The organism is Nostoc parmelioides FACHB-3921, assembly GCF_014696625.1.
GTDB lineage: Bacteria > Cyanobacteriota > Cyanobacteriia > Cyanobacteriales > Nostocaceae > Trichormus > Trichormus parmelioides.
Genome location: NZ_JACJQL010000020.1, coordinates 20,654 through 37,951, shown reverse-complemented (window position 1 = coordinate 37,951; position 17,298 = coordinate 20,654). Strand labels below are relative to the sequence as shown.

Sequence of the window (17,298 nt, the reverse complement as noted above, 5' to 3'; positions counted from 1 at the left end):
GGTTAAGAATCCTGATCATAAACAGTAAGGTATGGGTAGTTTTGTCCATAAATTAAGTTACAGTTTCAACCCCTTTTGAAGTCCCTATTAATGGGATCTTTTTTCCCGGCTTGCTCAATTCGCTGCTACAGTTCCCGGTCTTCTCGATAAATATCCAATGCGGAGATCGCATCTTTTGCATCGATGTCTTTTTCCTGAGCCACTATTTCTTGGTCAGAGGTTAACAAAGGGAACTGACCAATTTCTTGCAAATAGATGCGTACCAAATCAGAACTCAGGCTAGGCATACAACTAAAGTCGTTCTCCACAATTGCACAAGACTCAAAGCATATAACAAACAGCCTTGTAGAAAATATCAACCACAAGGTGTAACTTTATGTAATATGCGTACCTCTATCTACAAATAAAAACTGGCAGAATTATCCCAGGAAGTAGCTTGGGAAATCATGCTCACTTGAGGCTTAACTTATCTACATATTCTACTGTTAAACAAATAAAAAACCGTGGTTGCTAAAAATTTAACCACGGTTTTTACTTGATAAAACTTTACCTGTGTTAGCGTCTACAGACAATTAATCGCGGCCATTGATGGCAATTAGCAACCGCAAGATAAAGACGAACAAGTTGATGTAAGTAAGGTACATCGACAAAGCAGCAGGCAGATATTGGTCATCGCTGTAAGTACGGGGCAAGATGTAGAAATCAACAACAGAAACCCCAACAAACAGGAATACTCCTAAACCGGAGATGGCGATTTCTAACCAATTTGGCGTGTAAACACCAAACATGGCAAACCCAAATTGGACAAGGCATACAACCAGCAAGGCGATAACGCCGAGATTGATGGTTTTTGTCAAAGCCATGCCATCTTGTTCAGAAAGATTTGAACCAATTTGACGGGCAGCAATAAAGGTAACGCCACAACCAAGGGCAGCTAAACCAATACCTTGAATGCCAACACCTTGGGATCTCAAAGCGACATAAACCAAGCCACTGAGAGTATACCCAGATAAAAGACTGTAGGTTGCCAGCAGGGGTAGTGCAAGACCCTTGTTACCTTTTTGGGCAACATTTTGGGCAACAAAGAACAAAATTAACTCTACAATCACCGCACCAATGAAGGTAGGAAAGAATATTCCGGGGTTAGTACGGATAACTCCCAAACCGCCGTAAGTTCCTAATGCGGTTAGCACCAATCCACCACCGACGTAGGGGAGGGCGTTGGCAATTACGTTTGGGCCAACGAGGGCGTGAGATTTAGCCTCACGGATAGCTTCACGAAAATTACTGGTATTGCTCATATTGAAAAACTGTTGTTTAGGAAAACGTTGTGCTTATTCCTATTGTTACCAATCTTTGCGGTTAATAGCCAAGGATTTAATATTGTTGCAAAATCTGAAAGGTAGCTTCGTTGTTAAAAATTGGAATCATCAGTCTCTGAGGATTCCACAGGATCTTTAATACTGATAGCATACTCTTTAGTGAGACAAGAGCAAGAATATCGTAAATTACCGATTTGATACCATTTCCCGAAAAATCTGATACAGATGTAAACTCTAAAAGCTGCTGCATCTAGGTTTTTTAATTGCGTTAGCGGGGCGGGGCGGGAACATCGTTGCGAATTGTGAATTAGTAAGACACTCCCTTTAAGTGGGCGCGACGGCAGCAAATCGTACTGGCGATATCTGATGGGGTCGTGTATATGCGCTTGGGGGAGGCTGTAGATTTACAACAGATAATGCGGCGATATCTTATAACTTAAAAAGTGGAAAATGAATTTTTAATTTGTTTTATTAAAGGATAAATCTGATTACAAATAAATATTTTATACTCCGCTTTAAATTATAAAAGCTTAATGTAAAATTCAAATGAGCAATTTATTTTTATATACGTATATCATGTACAAAAATAGTGGTAGATGTCTAGATGAGTATATGGTTAATGATGATGATGCCAGCCAATATCTGCGTGAATGTGCTATAGCTGCTCTTATAATAGTAGGAGCTTACACTTTATTTATAACTGAACTTATTTCTAGTTTAATTTTATTTATAATTGTTGCTGTTACTTTACCTCGTTGGATTATTAATGTCCATGAACTGCTTCATGCTAAAAGCAGCGAGCAGATAAATGGAATCATCAGATGTTTAGGAATTAGTCCTGTTCCACTCTCTATTTTTACATTAAGCTATCAGCAGATTCATGAAATTCATCTAGCTCATCATCGCCATGCTGCAACAGAATCTGACCCAGATGCTTACCATATTAGAGGAAATTTATTCCTTATCATATTAAACTCTTTGACTACACCAGAGCAAAGCTTTCTCCGTTGGGTGAAAATAAATGGATTTAGTCCTCAACTAGGGATTGATTTGCTAATTAAATTAGTATTTTTAGTAATATTAGCTTTATTAGGTGGAAAAAAGTTTTTATTTTTTTTGTTATTTATCAGAATTGTATATGGACTAGGTGACTTAGTGTTTTTTCGTCTTGTTCATCATCAGAAAGGCGAATACGGAACATTTGAAATGAAACTTCCCAGTATTATTACAACATGGGGAGAGCGAATTTTTGGGCGGACTGTGATTCAAGCAACAATTAATCATGATGTCCATCATCAAAATCCTCGAATTGCCGCACATAATCTGGCAAAAGTTAGAGAACATATCATGGTTTCATAACTCTTATTACGCATCATCTCAATAAGAAAAACCCACTAATTTATGGTGGTAGCAGGTTAAATCTCATAGTGGGAAGTTCAACCTTCACTAATCAACTGTAACAAGGCTTCTGTTGATATCTTGCCACTCATATCCGCACCTTCCAGTAGGCTATCTGCTAAGTCTCGCTTGTGGTGATGCAATTCTACAATCTTTTCTTCAATCGTATCCTTTGCTACTAAGCGATAAATTGTCACCGGACGTTGTTGCCCAATGCGATGGGCGCGGTCTGAGGCTTGGTCTTCGACGGCGGGATTCCACCAGGGGTCTGTATGGATGACATAATCGGCAGCAGTTAAATTGAGTCCTGTACCTCCCGCTTTGAGGCTAATGAGAAAGACATCGCCGTTCCCTGCTTGGAACGCATCCACCCGTTTTTTGCGCTCTGCTACGGTAGTGCTGCCATCCAAGTATTGATAATTAATACCTTGTTTCTCCAAGTAATCTCGGATGATGTGCAGATGGTCAACAAATTGACTAAACACCAATGCCTTATGGCGATTTTCCAACAGTTCACCTAACACCTCGCCAAAAAGTTGCAACTTGGAACTGGATAATTCAGTGTCAGGCATAATGAGGCTGGGATTACAGCAAGCACGACGCAGTTTCATAATCTCAGCTAAGACTTGCAAATGTTTATTTCCTGCTTCTGCATTACTGTCGCTGAGTTTAGATATCGCCTGACGACGTAATGCTTCATAGAATGCTTTTTCCTCCCGACTCAACTCCACATGAAGTAAAATTTCGGTGCGGGAAGGTAACTCTTCTAGTACCTGATTTTTTGTCCGGCGCAGGAGAAATGGTTGAATCAGTTTTTTGAGTTTATTACGTGCAAGTTTATCCTGATATTTTTCAATGGGTATAGCAAAGCGTTGATTAAAACTTTCAAAAGAACCCAATAACCCAGGATTAATAAAGCGGAACAAATTCCACAATTCACCTAGATGATTTTCAATGGGCGTTCCAGTAGTCAACAGCTTAAAATTAGCTTTTAGGTTCATGGCAGCTTGGGAACGTTTAGTAGTCATATTTTTGATTGCCTGGGCTTCATCTAAGACAATCGTTTGCCACTGTACCTTAGAGAGCATTTGCGCTACTTCTTCCTGCTGCAATAAACCATAACTGCATACCAACATATCCAACGGTTGTAAACCATCCAGTAATTTTTGGCGGTTAGCTCCAGTAAATTGAATAATATTTAGGGTGGGAGCAAACTTCTGGGCTTCACTCACCCAATTCATGCACACAGAAGTGGGGGCAATAATGAGGGTCGGCCCTTCATGAGCGTTTCTGAGGATAACTGCCAAGGCTTGCACAGTCTTACCTAGTCCCATTTGGTCTGCCAAACAAGCACCTACGCCCCAATGAGCTAGCCGCGCCAGCCAACAGAAGCCATCCATTTGATAGTCACGTAGTTCCGCCCCAAATGTAGATGGTAATTCGGGTTGGAGGTTTTTCATCTCCTGGAGACGCTGGATATGTGTTTTCCAGTGTTTATCTGTTTTTACCTTACCCACCTCATCGACAAAATCCTCTAACCCTAATGTTGCTAATGGGTGAAACCGGATACCTTTATTATGTTTTTCCGAAAACATCCGCAATTCGTCCAGGCGTTTGCGAAAAGCTTGGGTTAAAGCGAGAAATTGACCATCACCAAGGGGAATAAAACGGCTGGGGGTTTTCTCCAACAGTTCTAGGAGTTGCTGCATATCCAGCACTAGGTCTTGATTCAATTTCAACTCACCAGTAGCCGCAAACCAGTCTTGTTGACGTTGAATGGATAAATTAAAGTCTTTCAGGTCTGCTTGGTGGCTAACACGCAGTTTTTCTCCTTCTGGCCATGCCATGACTACGCTGCTTCCCAATGCTTGCAGTTCTAGGAGTAATTCTAAACATTCCTCTGGGTCTTCTATCAGCCATTCCCCATCTCGTTCTTCCGTGCGATTCAAGGTAGGGCAGGCGGCTACAGCGTTTTTGGCTAGTTGCTTCTCTTCGGGCAAATTGCGTCTGGTTTGCAAACGTTTACCGTCAATTTCGGCAATGACAGTTTCACCACCAGCACCAGGACGGTAGTAGGGGCCACCTTGGGCAAAGGGACGGGACAAAATCGTGACTTTCAAGCCCGTATTGGCTGGTAACAGGTGAATATGGGGGAGAGTTTGGGCGGGTACTTCTTCTGCTCCTTCTGAGCCGCCACCAATGTCAGAATGCACTGTAACAATGCCAGAGACGGCATTAATGGCTGCCAAAACTTGCTTCTCGGCGATCGCCGGCACATTTAATTTATTATCTTTACCAAGGATCTCTGTAATCCGTCGATGTTCACTAGTAATTTCAATGACTTTAATACGAGTTGGGGTTTCTTTAATATTCAGAATATTCTGTGATTCTGGTAACTTGGGAGAAAATTCCAAGGTGAGACGACCAAGTTTTTCTTTTTTGACTAGTAGTTCTGGTTCTCCTTTGACGATTTCTACACGGTTATTAGGTGCATCTTCCCAAAAAACCAACGGGTGTCCAATTAAGGCAGAGATGGCTTTTTCATGGAACATATACTCAATTTTGCCGTAATAGCCGTCACTATATGCCTCAATACAACTACATACCCGCATATCTTGGGGTGTGATGTAATCAAACTCCGATAATCCACTGCTAAGGCGCTTGATGGCGATGGGACGACCTTTACTCCACTCTCCTTTGGCATTAACTTTCTGTTCCCGTGGTTGCAAGACACACCTGAAGGGAGAGAAGGTAATAAACCATGCTAAACGTAGTTCTGACTCGACTTTTCCTGATGTTTGTGGTTCCTTCTGGAGATTTGCCAGGGCATTGAGGCACATTTCCCAAGCTTCTTGGGGTTGAATTAGGTCTATGATAGTTTGGATGCCGCTATCTTCCCGCAGTGTGGCTGCTTGTTGATCATAATTACTGCTGGGTTTGAGCCGAGATAGGAGTTCTGCTGTTTCCATTGCCAACCAGTGATGACCGGAGGCGAGCGATCGCCTATATAATGGCTCTAATAAATTAGGTAAGCGTTTTTTAGCATTATCAACATCCATCCAGTAAAGGCATAGTGAACAAAACAATGTTTGTAAGCTCTGTTCTTCTTCTACAGGAGAAATATGGGAACTGACTACAAATTGTTTTTTGGTAATATCACCAAGGTGAACTTGCAGTACCATTTCCAGTCTGGCATAAATAAACCTCAGCCAATGCTCTGATTGGCGGGAAGTCAGATTGGCATAATCTTCTGCCTGGCGCAGGCTTTGCGCTGAACCATCTTTTAACAGAGCTAGGATGAAAAATAAACCACCTATAGTATTAAAATATACTTGGCGTTTGCCTGTAGCTTTTTTTAGGGCTTTGAGAGCATCTGTATAATATTTAATAGCTTGGTCGTTCTCACCCCGCAGAAAACTCAACCAACCCCAATAAACGGCAGCATTATGTTGATATTCATCAGATATCTGCTCCAAACTCTCTTGTGCTTCTTGGCTACAACCTCTTAACAGCAATTGCTCTGTTAAAATTAAGTGCAGATAATCTGAGCGATGTTTTCCATCTGTAGAGCATTCTGCTTCCAGCAGCATAAAGGTATCTTCGGACGCAGACAATTTTAATGTGGCATTGAGCAGGATACTAGATATGCAGCTTTCAAATAATCCTTGCGGTAGGGTATGCAGCCAATCTGCGTCAAATGGATTATTGCATATCTGCTCTAATATCTTTTCTATGGCTAGTTTTTCTTGGCTATAATTGTATTTCTGGTAGTCTTCAATTTGCTTATTAATAAAATCTGGGTCTTTACGGTAAAAACCTATGCGGATTTCTCTAATACACTGGTTTAAGCTTTGGAACATCCGAGATTCGTTTTGCCAGTGCTTCCGTATGGGTAGCTTTTCCTCAACTGCCATAACTTGGCTCTCAAACTGTCCGGTTTGGACAGCATGACGAGTTGCAATTTCTGTGAGTAACGGATGGCATTCAGGGCCTAACCTACTTTCCTGTACTAATAAGCCTGATTTTACCAATTTATCAATTTGCGAACTGAGGGTTTTAGTAACCCAAGGTCTATTATTTTCATCTAACGCGCCTGTTTTACTAAGACAACTGATGAAGGAATTTTTGTCTATGGGTGCATAAATTACCGCAAACAATTGGATAATTTTTTGTACGCAAGGGTGTAACTCAAAATATTTCTTAGCAAGTAGTTTTGTTTGTATTTGGGAAGAATTAGATGCAAAATCAGTCATATTAGTTCAGGTCTTTAAGTGTCAATTTCTGACAAAGTTAGACGGGTTTTGATCTAGTCGATGTTTAGTGGGAATAGGTTCTGGCTGCCCATCACCCACAAGGGCTGCTGTTTTCTCTAGAGATTCCCTCAATCGCTTGGCTGCGTAGATAGACATATCTCGCGGTACATTAATGCGATCGCGCAGATATCGTAGGGCAACATCAGATCCCGGTGGAGGTACACAGTCAATCCCTGTCATCATGTGTGTTAAAGCACAACGTAGGGCTTGATCAAACAATTTATCATCTAAGGGGTTGACGCGGATAATATTAATCCGGTGTTCGATAGTTCGTTGAAGAGCTTCCATGCGTGAGTTTTCGGGTTCTGGATAAGTAACATCTGGTAGCCCGAACCAAGGGCCATGATCCACCCGCGCTTTATTGATTAGCATCTGGGTTTCGCCATTTTCCCAACAACCCCCCATCTGAGGTGGCAAATCATGCACATGGGTGTGAAAGTCACTCTGTGTACCGCGATAGGTATCTCGGCTTTCCATTGCCGCAAACCATGAGTTTAAACGAGGGTTTTCCTCCCGCAGTGAGTAGCCCTTGTAGTAGTAAAGGCTCGCATTCATCCGTTCTACATAGGGTGTAAAAATGACATCAACGATGCCGAAGTTATCCAGAAAATAAGGGCTTGGGGTACGACCTAGAGCCTCCTCGACCTTAGCCACCACTGTGATAAATTGCTCTCGGTTGCGTTTTTCTTGTTGAGGGGAAATTACTGGATAGCACAGCCAAGCGCACCAAGCTCTAAATAAAAGTCGTTCTAATTGCCGTAGAGGCAGCACTGTGCGGTCTTCCATTCCTTGGCTCAATGGCCCAAAAACTTTTTCCAAAGCGATCAAAATGTCATCGCTTTCTTTAATAATCCGTCCATCTAGCTCAATCGCCGGGAGCATACCTGATGGAACCTTACGGGTGTACCAACTTTCTTTCTCCCCGTAGCAGAACATTGTCACTTTTTCGATGCGGTAGGGTATCTGTTTTTCCTCTAGCCATAACCAAACTTTTTGACAGTAAGGACACCAGGCATGGTTATCGCGGTACAACGTTACCCGTACCTGAGATTCGGGCTGATTAAACAAGCGCAACCGGGCTTTAGCGTTGGTAAGTCCATTAACAGTATCTATTTGATAGTTCGTGAGGGTTTTTAGTTCTTCCCAGCTTAAGGGTGCGGTAGTCATAGGATGATTTGCATAGGGCAATACTTAGGACTTTTCTTGACTCTACAATATTTTCAATTACACAAGCACAGCCTTCACAAAGTAATCATCAAGAAGTTAGATACTGCCCAATCGATGGCTGTTGACGACGCAGAGCAGTCATTGCTTGCTGCTGGATTTGGCGCACTCGCTCTCGGCTAAGATTTAGCTTTTCGCCAATTAGAGGCTATTTATAAAGTAAATCTATAGGACTTTTGTTAAAAGTCGTGAAGAGTGAAGCAAACGCCCCAGAACGAGTACTTGCTGCTTACGCACTCATGGAATCGCTAGAAGAGCGCCCGGAATTACTGGAAAAAGTTGAAGTTATGTGGGTTGATTCTGGTTACGACGGTGATAAATTTGCACTCTGTGTTTGGTTGATGATCCAAGCTCATGTTGAAGTCATACGGCGTACTGAACAAGAATTTCAAGTTTTGCCTAAACGTTGGGTAGTAGAAAGAACATTTGGGTGGTTCAACCAATACCATCGTCTTAGTAAAGATTATGAGCGTCTTACCGAAATGAGCGAAGCAGCTATATATGCTGTTATGACTAGAATTATGCTACGTCGTCTTGTCTCCTAAAGATTTACTTTATAAATAATCTCGGCGTTGCATAAATGCGGGATGAATTGAGACTTTTGTACAAAGCAGAATATTGATTCTACCCTGCGGGAACGCCTTGCGGCGAATGCGTCTTTGCGCCTTTGCGTGTTAGCGAAGCGGGGCGTAAGCCCGACAAAAATCATCCCACTAATCAGCAACGCCATAATCTCTTATTCTGCTAGTAATTCCTGTACTTGGGTGGGGGTCATGTGTTCCACTTGGTCTATTAGTGCTGCCAACGCTTCTGTATCATCAGTCATAGATGATTGATTTTCGATGATAATTTTGGCTATCCCCGCAATCGTGGGTGATTCAAATAAAAATTGTCGCATGGGTAATTCTACTTGAAATTCTTCCCGTAGCTGTGACACTGCTTGAATTGCTAACAGCGAATGTCCACCCAATTCAAAGAAGTTATCATTAACTCCAATCGGTGAGATTCCCAATAAATTCTCCATTAGTTCGGTGACTCTGGCTTCTATTTCATTGCTGGGGGGAACGTAGGTAGTAGCAATTTGAGGACGGGTATGATTGGTTGTAGATTGTTCTGGTGGCTGGGATTTTTGGCGAGATGCTAAGTCTACGGGGGAAACGGTGATTTGTGGGGCTATGGGTTGGGCTAAAATCCTTTCTGTAACTTGCCAAACTTCCTGGGGAGTCATCGCCAAATCTACCAAGGCTGCTCCTGTGGGGGTGGTGATTTCTGCTAAACTGACGGCATCCCAGTTGATACTCAGCCAAGGTGTGTGATTTGTTTGACTGCGTTGATGAGCAGTAGCATCCATAAAGCAGTTCACCCCAGCATAAGCCGCAAAGCCTATACCACCAACCACAGACGAGAGGGATGATTGTAATAGGAAAAAGTCTAAGTGTTGATTTTGAAGTGCTGTTTCTAACGCCAATAGACCGTGAATTTTCGTATGGAATTGTTTTTCACACTCTGGGATAGTGAGATTGCGAATGAGGCAACTAGCGCGATCGCCCATTGCGCCAGCATGAATCACACCGTTGATTTTACCAAATCGCGTGAGGGAATGAGCGATCGCTTCCTCAACTTGGCTGATGTCTCCTAAGTCAACGCTAGTAAACAAAAATTCACATCCCTGAGCCTGTAAACCTTGCAGCTGTTGAATACAATGGCTTACAGCGTCTTGACGACCGTGGGTAGCCAGCCAATTATCCCATTCTTTTGGTTGCGGTAAATCTGAGCGTCCGAGAAACACTAATTTAGCATTGACTGTGGACGTGAGGAACTTAGCGTAAATGAGTCCCAGTCCTTCCACTAAATCCCCAGCAATTACGTATACACCCTCTGATTTTAGAGGTAATTGAGTAGGTTCAGGGTTAGGTAAAGAAATTGGTTGAAATTCTTGTATCCAGCGAGTTCTACCCCGATAAGCTACAAATTTATCCGGGGAATTGGTGGTGATTTCCCTAACTATTTGCTGGAAGTTAATGTCAGAAATTGCCACATCAATATGCTGACAATTCAAATTGGGGTATTCTTGGGGAATTACCTTTATCAAACCCAAAATTGTTGCATCATTAGGGTTGAGAGTTTCATTTCCTAAAACATTTTGTACTTGCTCAGTCAATACATAAATTGACAGGGATGAGGAAGATAAAGCCTGAGTGAGCCAAAGTAAACTGTAAAAACCCAGATTTTGCTGTTGTTGAAAATTTGTGCGCTCTTGGAGAGTCCAGGAATGTATAATTACATCAGGTAACTTATCATCTGTTTGTAATTGTAACCACAGTGTTTTGTAGTCTTCAGGGTTATGAGGTGCGATTTTATAATTATCGCCAACTCTTGTAAATGCTGTTCCCGGTTCTACTGTAATTACTTCCTGTCCACTCTCCTGAAGATGCTGTACTAATTTTTCCCCCATCTCTCCGGCATGACAAAATACTAAATATCTTTGTTTATGTAGGGGTGCAGCAGAACGCAACAAAGGCTGTTGTCTCCAAGAGGGCAAATAAAACCAATTTGAGATTTCTTCCTGCTTCTGGAGCGTTTTAGAGCTACTAGAAGTAGTTTCTGCTAATGGATACCGTTCCACCCAATAGCGTTGACGTTCAAAGGGGTAAGTCGGGAGGGGTAAGCGTTGCGGTTGCTGTTCGGTGTAAAATTCTGACCAGTTGACACTCACACCCCTAAGCCAAAGTTGTCCCAAGGTTTTGCAAATCAAAGCCACATCAGACTGAGTATCTTGGGGATGTCGTCCAGATGATAAAGTTAAGGGTGCATCAGGAAACTGTCTGATAATGCTACTTAAAGTTTGACTAAAACCAACTTCTAAGAAAATCTGATTGGGTGTTTGTTGTAGTTGCTTAATTCCCTCAGCAAACAACACTGGTTGACGTAAATGAGTAGCCCAATAATTGGGGTTTGTAGCTTGTTCTGGAGTTATCCAAGTTCCCGTTACGTTGGAAATAAAAGGAATTTGCGGCGGATGGAGGGGAATATTGTGTAATATTTGCATTAAGGGAGTAACAGCAGTTTCCATCAAGGGTGAATGGAAAGCATGGGAAGTATGTAAACGTCGATGAGTAATATTTTGATGTGTGAGCAGTTTTTCTAATAGAGTAATTGCTGCTTCCGTTCCTGACACAACGCATAACTGAGGTGCGTTATGGACAGCAATAACTAAATCATCTGTCAAAAATGATTGCAATTTCTCAGGCGCAAGGGAAACTGAAAGCATCACTCCCGATGGACATTGTTGCATCAATTTTCCGCGCTGTGCCACTATTGCCAAAGCATCAGCTAAGGTGAAGACACCCGCCAAAGTTGCAGCCACATATTCCCCAATGCTGTGACCAATCATAGCCTGTGGCTGAATACCATAAGATAACCAGAGTTTCGCTAGGGCGTATTCTACGGCGAATAGGGCGGGTTGGGCGTAGGTGGTTTGGGTGATGGGGACTGGGGACTGGGGACTGGGTAAATTTTCGTTGTCCTGTTTAAATAGGATGGAAGGTAAATCACAGCCTAGATGTGGTTGTAATAATTCGCTGCAATGGTCGATTTCTTTGCGGAAAACTGGTTCGGTGTTGTAGAGTTCTTGTCCCATGTTGAGGTATTGGCTACCCTGTCCAGGAAACATAAAGACTATGCTGGGTTCGGTGTTTTCTGGGGAATAACTCAACAGTTGGGAAGCATCAACTCCTCCTGTAAGTATTTCAATTGCTTGGGCGGAAGTTTGACAAACTAAGCAACGACGATGGTTAAATGCTCGTCTACCAATTTGCAGAGTGTAAGCTACATCTGCAAGGTTTAGTTCTGGATGCTTTTGTAAATGTGTAGCAAGGTTGATTGTTGCTTGCTCAAGTGCTTTCTCACTTTTAGCTGATAAACATAATAGATGATAATTAATTTTGAATTTTGAATTTTGAATTTTGAATTGTTTTGGTGCTTCTTCTAAAATTGCATGAGCATTAGTTCCACCCATTCCAAAGGAACTAACACCAGCTCTTCTTGGGTACTGATGATTTATCCACGGTGTCAACTGAGTATTAACAAAAAATGGACTATTAGCAAAATCAATTTGCGGATTCGCCGCCGTAAAATTTAAACTTGGGGGAATTTGTTTATGTTTGAGAGCCAAAGCAGTTTTAATTAAACCACTGATACCCGCAGCCGCATCAAGATGACCAATATTAGTTTTGACTGAACCAACAGCACAAAATTGCTTTTGATGAGTATGTGGTGAAAATGCTTTAGTTAAAGCCGCAATTTCAATAGGATCACCTAAAGCTGTTCCTGTTCCGTGGGTTTCAATATATTGAATTGTCTCTGGATTTATCTTAGCTTTTGCTAAAGCAGCAGTGATGGCTTTTGCTTGTCCGGTAACACTGGGCGCAGTTAAACCTACCTTTTGTGAACCATCATTATTAATTGCTGTTGCTTTGATAATTGCATAAATATGATCGCCATCTTGAATAGCATTCCGCAATCGTTTCAAAACAACAATTCCCACACCATTACCGAATACTGTGCCTTTAGCATTAACATCAAAAGCCCGACAATAACCATCTGCTGAAAGTACACCATCTTCTTGATAAAGATAACCTGTTCTTTCCCCTATACCGATAGACACACCACCAGCAAGTGCCATATCGCATTCTTTATTTAATAAACTTTGACAGGCAATATGTACACTGACCAAAGAAGTAGAACAACCAGTTTGTATACCACAACTTGCCCCTGTCAAATTCAATTTATAGGAGACACGAGTAGGCATTAAACCCATAACATTGCTGATGACAACTTGAGTGCGATCGCTATTTTCTCGATAATGAGAATTACTCGCTAAATTCACCAAATAACTATTCAGTGCAGCCCCACCATACACACCAATATTACCCGAATACTGCTCCGAATCATAGCCAGCATTTTCTAAAGCTTCCCAAGCACATTCTAAAAACAACCGATGCTGAGGGTCAAGAATTTCCGCTTCTCTAGGAGAATAACCAAAAAAACCGGCATCAAACTCATCAATTCCCGCCAAACTAGCATAAGCCCGGACATAATTTGGTTTTTCTAAATCCTCTGCATTTACCCCATTTGCTAATAACTCCTCATCACTTAAAAACTCAATCGAGTTAACACCATTTTTCAAATTATCCCAAAACTCATCAACATTTTTAGCACCAGGAAACCGCCCCGCTATCCCAATAATTGCCACTTCCTCAGACCTTTCTAACTCCACCGCTTCTAACTTATTCCGAGCCTCCTTAAGTGCCGCTAAAATACGCTCAGATGCAGGGTGATTTTTAATATCATCAATAGAATAATTCATAATCTCTCTACCCTTAAAACTCTCTAATATGAAACTAAGCAAACTTATAAATCTCACTCTGCGCCTCTGCGTCTCTGCGTGAGATAATCCTATATTTACTTGTTAGTGAGAAGACAATTCAGGATTAATAAACTGACAACGACTACGAACAAAAGCATCTAAAACATCAACAGCACAACTACGCTCAAACCTTAAACTACCAGCCTCCTCCCCACCGAACTTTTGACAAACTGCGCGATGAGATTTAGCCAGATAAAGATAAGCATCAACAAACGCTTGATGATCAGCCTTTAACTCTACTGGTAAATTAGCAAAATGAGGTCGTAATTGTTTCCAAACTTTAATCAATACTGAATGTTCCCAAGACATCAACCCACTAAAATCATGTGATTTAACATGAGGAGGCATCATCGAAGGACGAATTTCTGCTTCATATAATTCGGGACTTAAGCTACCTGCTAATTCCATTGATGCACCAGAAGCTAACATTAATTTTGTAGCAGTTTTTAACTCTGTTTGCGCTTGTTGTAAATTTCCGTTTATTAATTCTAAATCAAAGCGACGCAAACAAATAATTAATCCTTGAATATTGATAAAAAATGACCAATGAAAACCTTGCCAAATTTCCTGGGGTGTGAGTTTTAACATGACTCTAAATTAAGTTGAAATACTCTGTCTAAAAGATGGACATAATTTTTAAAGCCTTCTCTTTGTAATTCAATTTGAGTAATATCTAGATTTAAATGGTCTTGTTGGAGATACAAGAATGTTTGACAAGCTGATAATAAACTTTTGACTAAGCAAAGTTCTGGTTCGTTGCTTTGGACGTGTTGCACATGAAAGTAGGTGTCAAAGTCTTCTATTTCCCAGTATTTTAATATTGTTTGTGTAGATATTGTTTCTAGGGGGAATACATCATATATTTCTAGTTCAGCTATTGCGGTTTCAATGTTGTTTATGGCTTGCTGAATATCGGGTTCATTTAATGCTGTTAATAGTTCTGTGAGGATTTTTTTGAGTTTAATTTGGGTGGGTGGGGTTAGCTGTTGTTGGATGGGGAGTTCTGCGGGGTTTAAGAGTTCTAGGAGCATATTTTTAACGCAAAGGGGCGCAAAGGGAAACGCAAAGGGGCGCGGAGAGAAGATTAGTTGTTAATAAATCCTTCGTTGCGTAGTTCGTTAATACTCTCGATAAAGGCTTTTTTGATGAGATTAATATCTTCGTCGGTGTGTGCTGTGGAAAGAAATCCGCCTTTGTCTCCTTGGCGCAGATGTATTCCTTTTGTGATGAGGTGATAGGAGAGTAAGTTTATCGCCATTGGGGGAACTGCGCTTTGGGAGGCTGCTACAGCAAAAAATGACCCAAAGTTAGTAAACTTGATAGCTATACCTTGCTGTGTCATGTGAGTATTTAAATCGTTGACGAGTTGCGTAGTCCGTTGATTTAATTCGTTGTGTAATTCAATACCTGAATTTTTGAGGTGTTGTAAAGTGGCGCGGGCGGCGGCGAGGGCGAGGGGATGTTTACAAAATGTCCCTGCAAAGAAGGTGGTGGGAACTTGAGGCGCGGAATCATCTCCAAATTGCCATTGTCCACCATCTATGTAGTTCATGTAACTAGCTTTCCCAGCAATTACCGAAAGCGGTAGGCCTCCACCAACAATTTTGCTATAGGTTGCAATGTCGGCTTTTACACCAAAGTGTGCTTGCGCTCCTCCTGGGTGGATGCGAAAACCTGTCACCATTTCATCAAAAATCAGGACTATTCCTAGTTCTTGGGTGATTTGTCGTAGTTTTTGCAGAAATTCGCGGGGTTGGAGTTCGGGACAACGGCTTTGTACTGGTTCTACTAAGACGGCGGCGAGTTCTCGGCGGTGTTTGCGAATTAGGTTTAAAGAATGTTCGTTACCGTATTCTAAAATCAGTACGTCAGCAGCTGCACTGTTGGGAATACCTGGGGCTGCGGGTACGGCTTTGGGGTTGAGGTTGGCTGTGAAAAGGGCTTGAATTGGTTGGGCTAGTCTACCGATAAAACTACCAGATTTGGCGGCGATGATGCGACGGGCGGCTTTTTTGGCATATTCTGTCATTGTTGCCCTGACAAGTACAGAGTCAAAGTGTCCGTGGTAGGAGTTGGTGAAAATCGCTATTTTTGGGCGTTTTGTGGCGGTACGGGCGATACGCACGGCTGTCATGACGGCTTCTGTACCTGTGTTGCTAAAGGTGACTCTTTCTGCACCTGTTAGTTCGCTGATGAGTTGGGCTACTTCGCCAGCTATTGTATTTTGGACACCGATGTGCATTCCCTGTTGTAGTTGTTCGGTGATGGCTGTTTGGATGAATGGGGGGTTATGTCCAAATAGGTTGATTCCTAGTCCCATGAGGATGTCTATGTATTCGTTTCCATCGACATCCCATAGGCGAGAACCGTTGGATTTTTCTATAGCAATTGGGTAGCAGAGTTCTTTGGTTTCTGGCGTGAAGTTGAAGCCTATTGAGGTTTTATCGGCTAGTATTTGGCGATTTTGTTGGGCTAGGTTTTTGGAGGTTTGGGTGCGTTGGTTGTAGTTCTGGATGAAGTTTTTTAGGTAGTTTTGTTGGGGGTTTGTTTGGGGTTTTTGTGTTGTTGTCATAACTCATTTTTAGCTCACGCAAAGGCGCAAAGACGCAAAGGAAAAAATTTAGATATTTATCGTAAATTCAAGGTTTTAAGACCCTTAAATTGTGCTTTAAATCTCGGAATTTGAGTTTCTTCAATTTTGAATTTTGAATTTTGAATTTTGAATTGTTAATGGTTTACGACAGAGGAAGTAGGCTGAGTGTCTATCGTCTATTGTGGTGTTTCCTTCTAGGGTGAGGATTTGAATATCGGTGAAGCCTGTTTGTTGTAGGGCTATTTCGATTTCTTGGGGGATGTGTCCTCTGACAAAGTATTTTTCGTCCATTCTTTGCCAGTTTTTTTCTTTGGCTTGAAATGCGGATAGGAGTTTCATACGGAGTTTATATAAAAGTCTGTGGTTTAATATGGGGGATAATAAATGCCAAATTATTTTTATTATGCGGGCGGATGATGGTTTGGTTTTTTTCTGAAACATGGTGACTTGAAAGTAGCCTTGACGTTCTTCTGGGTTGTAATTTGGTGTCACCATCCAAGCGTATTTATTTTCTATTTTTCCTTCGGCAATTTTTCCTCTCCACCAGCGTTGCATTTGTTGATGATGGTTGATGTCAAAGAGAAACCAGCCGTTTTCTTTGAGGGCTGAATATACTTTTTGAAATACTTGCTGGAGTTCGGGAATTGTCATGATGTGGTTGAGGGCTGCGCTTGTAGAAAATGCTGCGTCGAAGAATGGGGGAAGTTCAAAATAACGCGCATCTGCTAGGAGAAATTTTCCGTTTGGGGCGTTTTTACGGGCGTAATTTAACATTTCTGAGGAGTTATCTACGCCTGTTATTTGATATCCTCGATTGATTAAAGTTTGGACTAATTGTCCTGTTCCACAGCATAAGTCTAAGATTTTGGCGTTTGGTTTTATTTGGGGGAGGAGGATTTTTTCTAAGGGTTTTAGTTGGTTTTGGCAATATTCTGGCCCCATCGTTTGGTTGTATAGCCATGCCCAGGTGTCGTATTCTGTATGGTTTGGGTTGTTGGAGATCATGTTTTTATTCACGCA

Annotated in this window: 10 protein-coding genes and 2 pseudogenes; 2 read left to right on the top strand and 10 right to left on the bottom strand. The window is 41.7% G+C overall.

Annotation, left to right across the window (positions count from 1 at the left end):
* Positions 1 to 125: 125 nt before the first annotated feature.
* Complete coding sequence (locus tag H6G14_RS33610; RefSeq protein ID WP_242053440.1) at positions 126 to 287, bottom strand: sigma-70 factor domain-containing protein; 162 nt, start codon at positions 285 to 287, stop codon at positions 126 to 128.
* Between the two features lie 285 nt (positions 288 to 572).
* Positions 573 to 1,301: a Bax inhibitor-1/YccA family protein gene (locus H6G14_RS15080; RefSeq protein ID WP_096637288.1), complete on the bottom strand. Its 729-nt coding sequence runs from the start codon at positions 1,299 to 1,301 to the stop codon at positions 573 to 575.
* A 633-nt stretch (positions 1,302 to 1,934) separates the two neighbouring features.
* Here H6G14_RS15080 and H6G14_RS15075 point away from each other — a divergent pair.
* Positions 1,935 to 2,681 (top strand): fatty acid desaturase, encoded by a 747-nt coding sequence (locus H6G14_RS15075; protein ID WP_242053439.1) that lies wholly within the window; start codon positions 1,935 to 1,937, stop codon positions 2,679 to 2,681.
* A 77-nt stretch (positions 2,682 to 2,758) separates the two neighbouring features.
* On the opposite strand, the gene H6G14_RS15070 is transcribed toward H6G14_RS15075, so the two are convergent.
* The 3 genes and pseudogenes from H6G14_RS15070 to H6G14_RS15060 all read right to left on the bottom strand — a co-directional run.
* Positions 2,759 to 6,973: a DEAD/DEAH box helicase gene (locus H6G14_RS15070; RefSeq protein ID WP_190568179.1), complete on the bottom strand. Its 4,215-nt coding sequence runs from the start codon at positions 6,971 to 6,973 to the stop codon at positions 2,759 to 2,761.
* A gap of 21 nt (positions 6,974 to 6,994) precedes the next feature.
* Complete coding sequence (locus tag H6G14_RS15065) at positions 6,995 to 8,200, bottom strand: glutathione S-transferase family protein (protein ID WP_190568178.1); 1,206 nt, start codon at positions 8,198 to 8,200, stop codon at positions 6,995 to 6,997.
* A gap of 88 nt (positions 8,201 to 8,288) precedes the next feature.
* A pseudogene (locus H6G14_RS15060) lies at positions 8,289 to 8,399 on the bottom strand (sigma factor-like helix-turn-helix DNA-binding protein); the annotation flags it as partial.
* A 22-nt stretch (positions 8,400 to 8,421) separates the two neighbouring features.
* Between H6G14_RS15060 and H6G14_RS15055 the strand changes: the two are divergent.
* Positions 8,422 to 8,802 (top strand): annotated as a pseudogene (locus H6G14_RS15055) (transposase); the annotation flags it as partial.
* 191 nt (positions 8,803 to 8,993) lie between these two features.
* On the opposite strand, the gene H6G14_RS15050 reads toward H6G14_RS15055, so the two are convergent.
* The 5 genes from H6G14_RS15050 to H6G14_RS15030 all read right to left on the bottom strand — a co-directional run bounded on the left by H6G14_RS15050 (position 8,994) and on the right by H6G14_RS15030 (position 17,283).
* On the bottom strand, positions 8,994 to 13,625 hold the full coding sequence (locus H6G14_RS15050) for a type I polyketide synthase (RefSeq protein ID WP_190568177.1): 4,632 nt from the start codon (positions 13,623 to 13,625) through the stop codon (positions 8,994 to 8,996).
* A gap of 102 nt (positions 13,626 to 13,727) precedes the next feature.
* A complete protein-coding gene (locus tag H6G14_RS15045; RefSeq protein ID WP_190568176.1) occupies positions 13,728 to 14,273 on the bottom strand; it encodes a siderophore biosynthesis protein in 546 nt (181 codons plus the stop codon).
* Positions 14,267 to 14,716 carry a hypothetical protein gene (locus tag H6G14_RS15040; protein WP_190568175.1) on the bottom strand — a complete coding sequence of 150 codons (450 nt, stop codon included), beginning with the start codon at positions 14,714 to 14,716 and terminating at the stop codon, positions 14,267 to 14,269. The genes H6G14_RS15045 and H6G14_RS15040 overlap by 7 nt, the downstream gene beginning before the upstream one ends.
* A gap of 53 nt (positions 14,717 to 14,769) precedes the next feature.
* Positions 14,770 to 16,257: an aspartate aminotransferase family protein gene (locus H6G14_RS15035; RefSeq protein ID WP_190568174.1), complete on the bottom strand. Its 1,488-nt coding sequence runs from the start codon at positions 16,255 to 16,257 to the stop codon at positions 14,770 to 14,772.
* A 120-nt stretch (positions 16,258 to 16,377) separates the two neighbouring features.
* Positions 16,378 to 17,283, bottom strand: coding sequence for a class I SAM-dependent methyltransferase (locus H6G14_RS15030; RefSeq protein ID WP_242053438.1), 906 nt, complete (start codon positions 17,281 to 17,283; stop codon positions 16,378 to 16,380).
* Positions 17,284 to 17,298: the final 15 nt, after the last annotated feature.

What these genes read in the sequence shown, in the direction of transcription:
- H6G14_RS15040 (WP_190568175.1), bottom strand. Translation starts at nt 14,716, where the DNA reads ATGCTCCTAGAACTCTTAAACCCCGCAGAACTCCCCATCCAACAACAG.
- H6G14_RS15065 (WP_190568178.1), bottom strand. Translation starts at nt 8,200, where the DNA reads ATGACTACCGCACCCTTAAGCTGGGAAGAACTAAAAACCCTCACGAAC.
- H6G14_RS33610 (WP_242053440.1), bottom strand. Translation starts at nt 287, where the DNA reads ATGCCTAGCCTGAGTTCTGATTTGGTACGCATCTATTTGCAAGAAATT.
- H6G14_RS15050 (WP_190568177.1), bottom strand. Translation starts at nt 13,625, where the DNA reads ATGAATTATTCTATTGATGATATTAAAAATCACCCTGCATCTGAGCGT.
- H6G14_RS15075 (WP_242053439.1), top strand. Translation starts at nt 1,935, where the DNA reads ATGGTTAATGATGATGATGCCAGCCAATATCTGCGTGAATGTGCTATA.
- H6G14_RS15080 (WP_096637288.1), bottom strand. Translation starts at nt 1,301, where the DNA reads ATGAGCAATACCAGTAATTTTCGTGAAGCTATCCGTGAGGCTAAATCT.
- H6G14_RS15070 (WP_190568179.1), bottom strand. Translation starts at nt 6,973, where the DNA reads ATGACTGATTTTGCATCTAATTCTTCCCAAATACAAACAAAACTACTT.
- H6G14_RS15035 (WP_190568174.1), bottom strand. Translation starts at nt 16,257, where the DNA reads ATGACAACAACACAAAAACCCCAAACAAACCCCCAACAAAACTACCTA.
- H6G14_RS15030 (WP_242053438.1), bottom strand. Translation starts at nt 17,283, where the DNA reads ATGATCTCCAACAACCCAAACCATACAGAATACGACACCTGGGCATGG.
- H6G14_RS15045 (WP_190568176.1), bottom strand. Translation starts at nt 14,273, where the DNA reads ATGTTAAAACTCACACCCCAGGAAATTTGGCAAGGTTTTCATTGGTCA.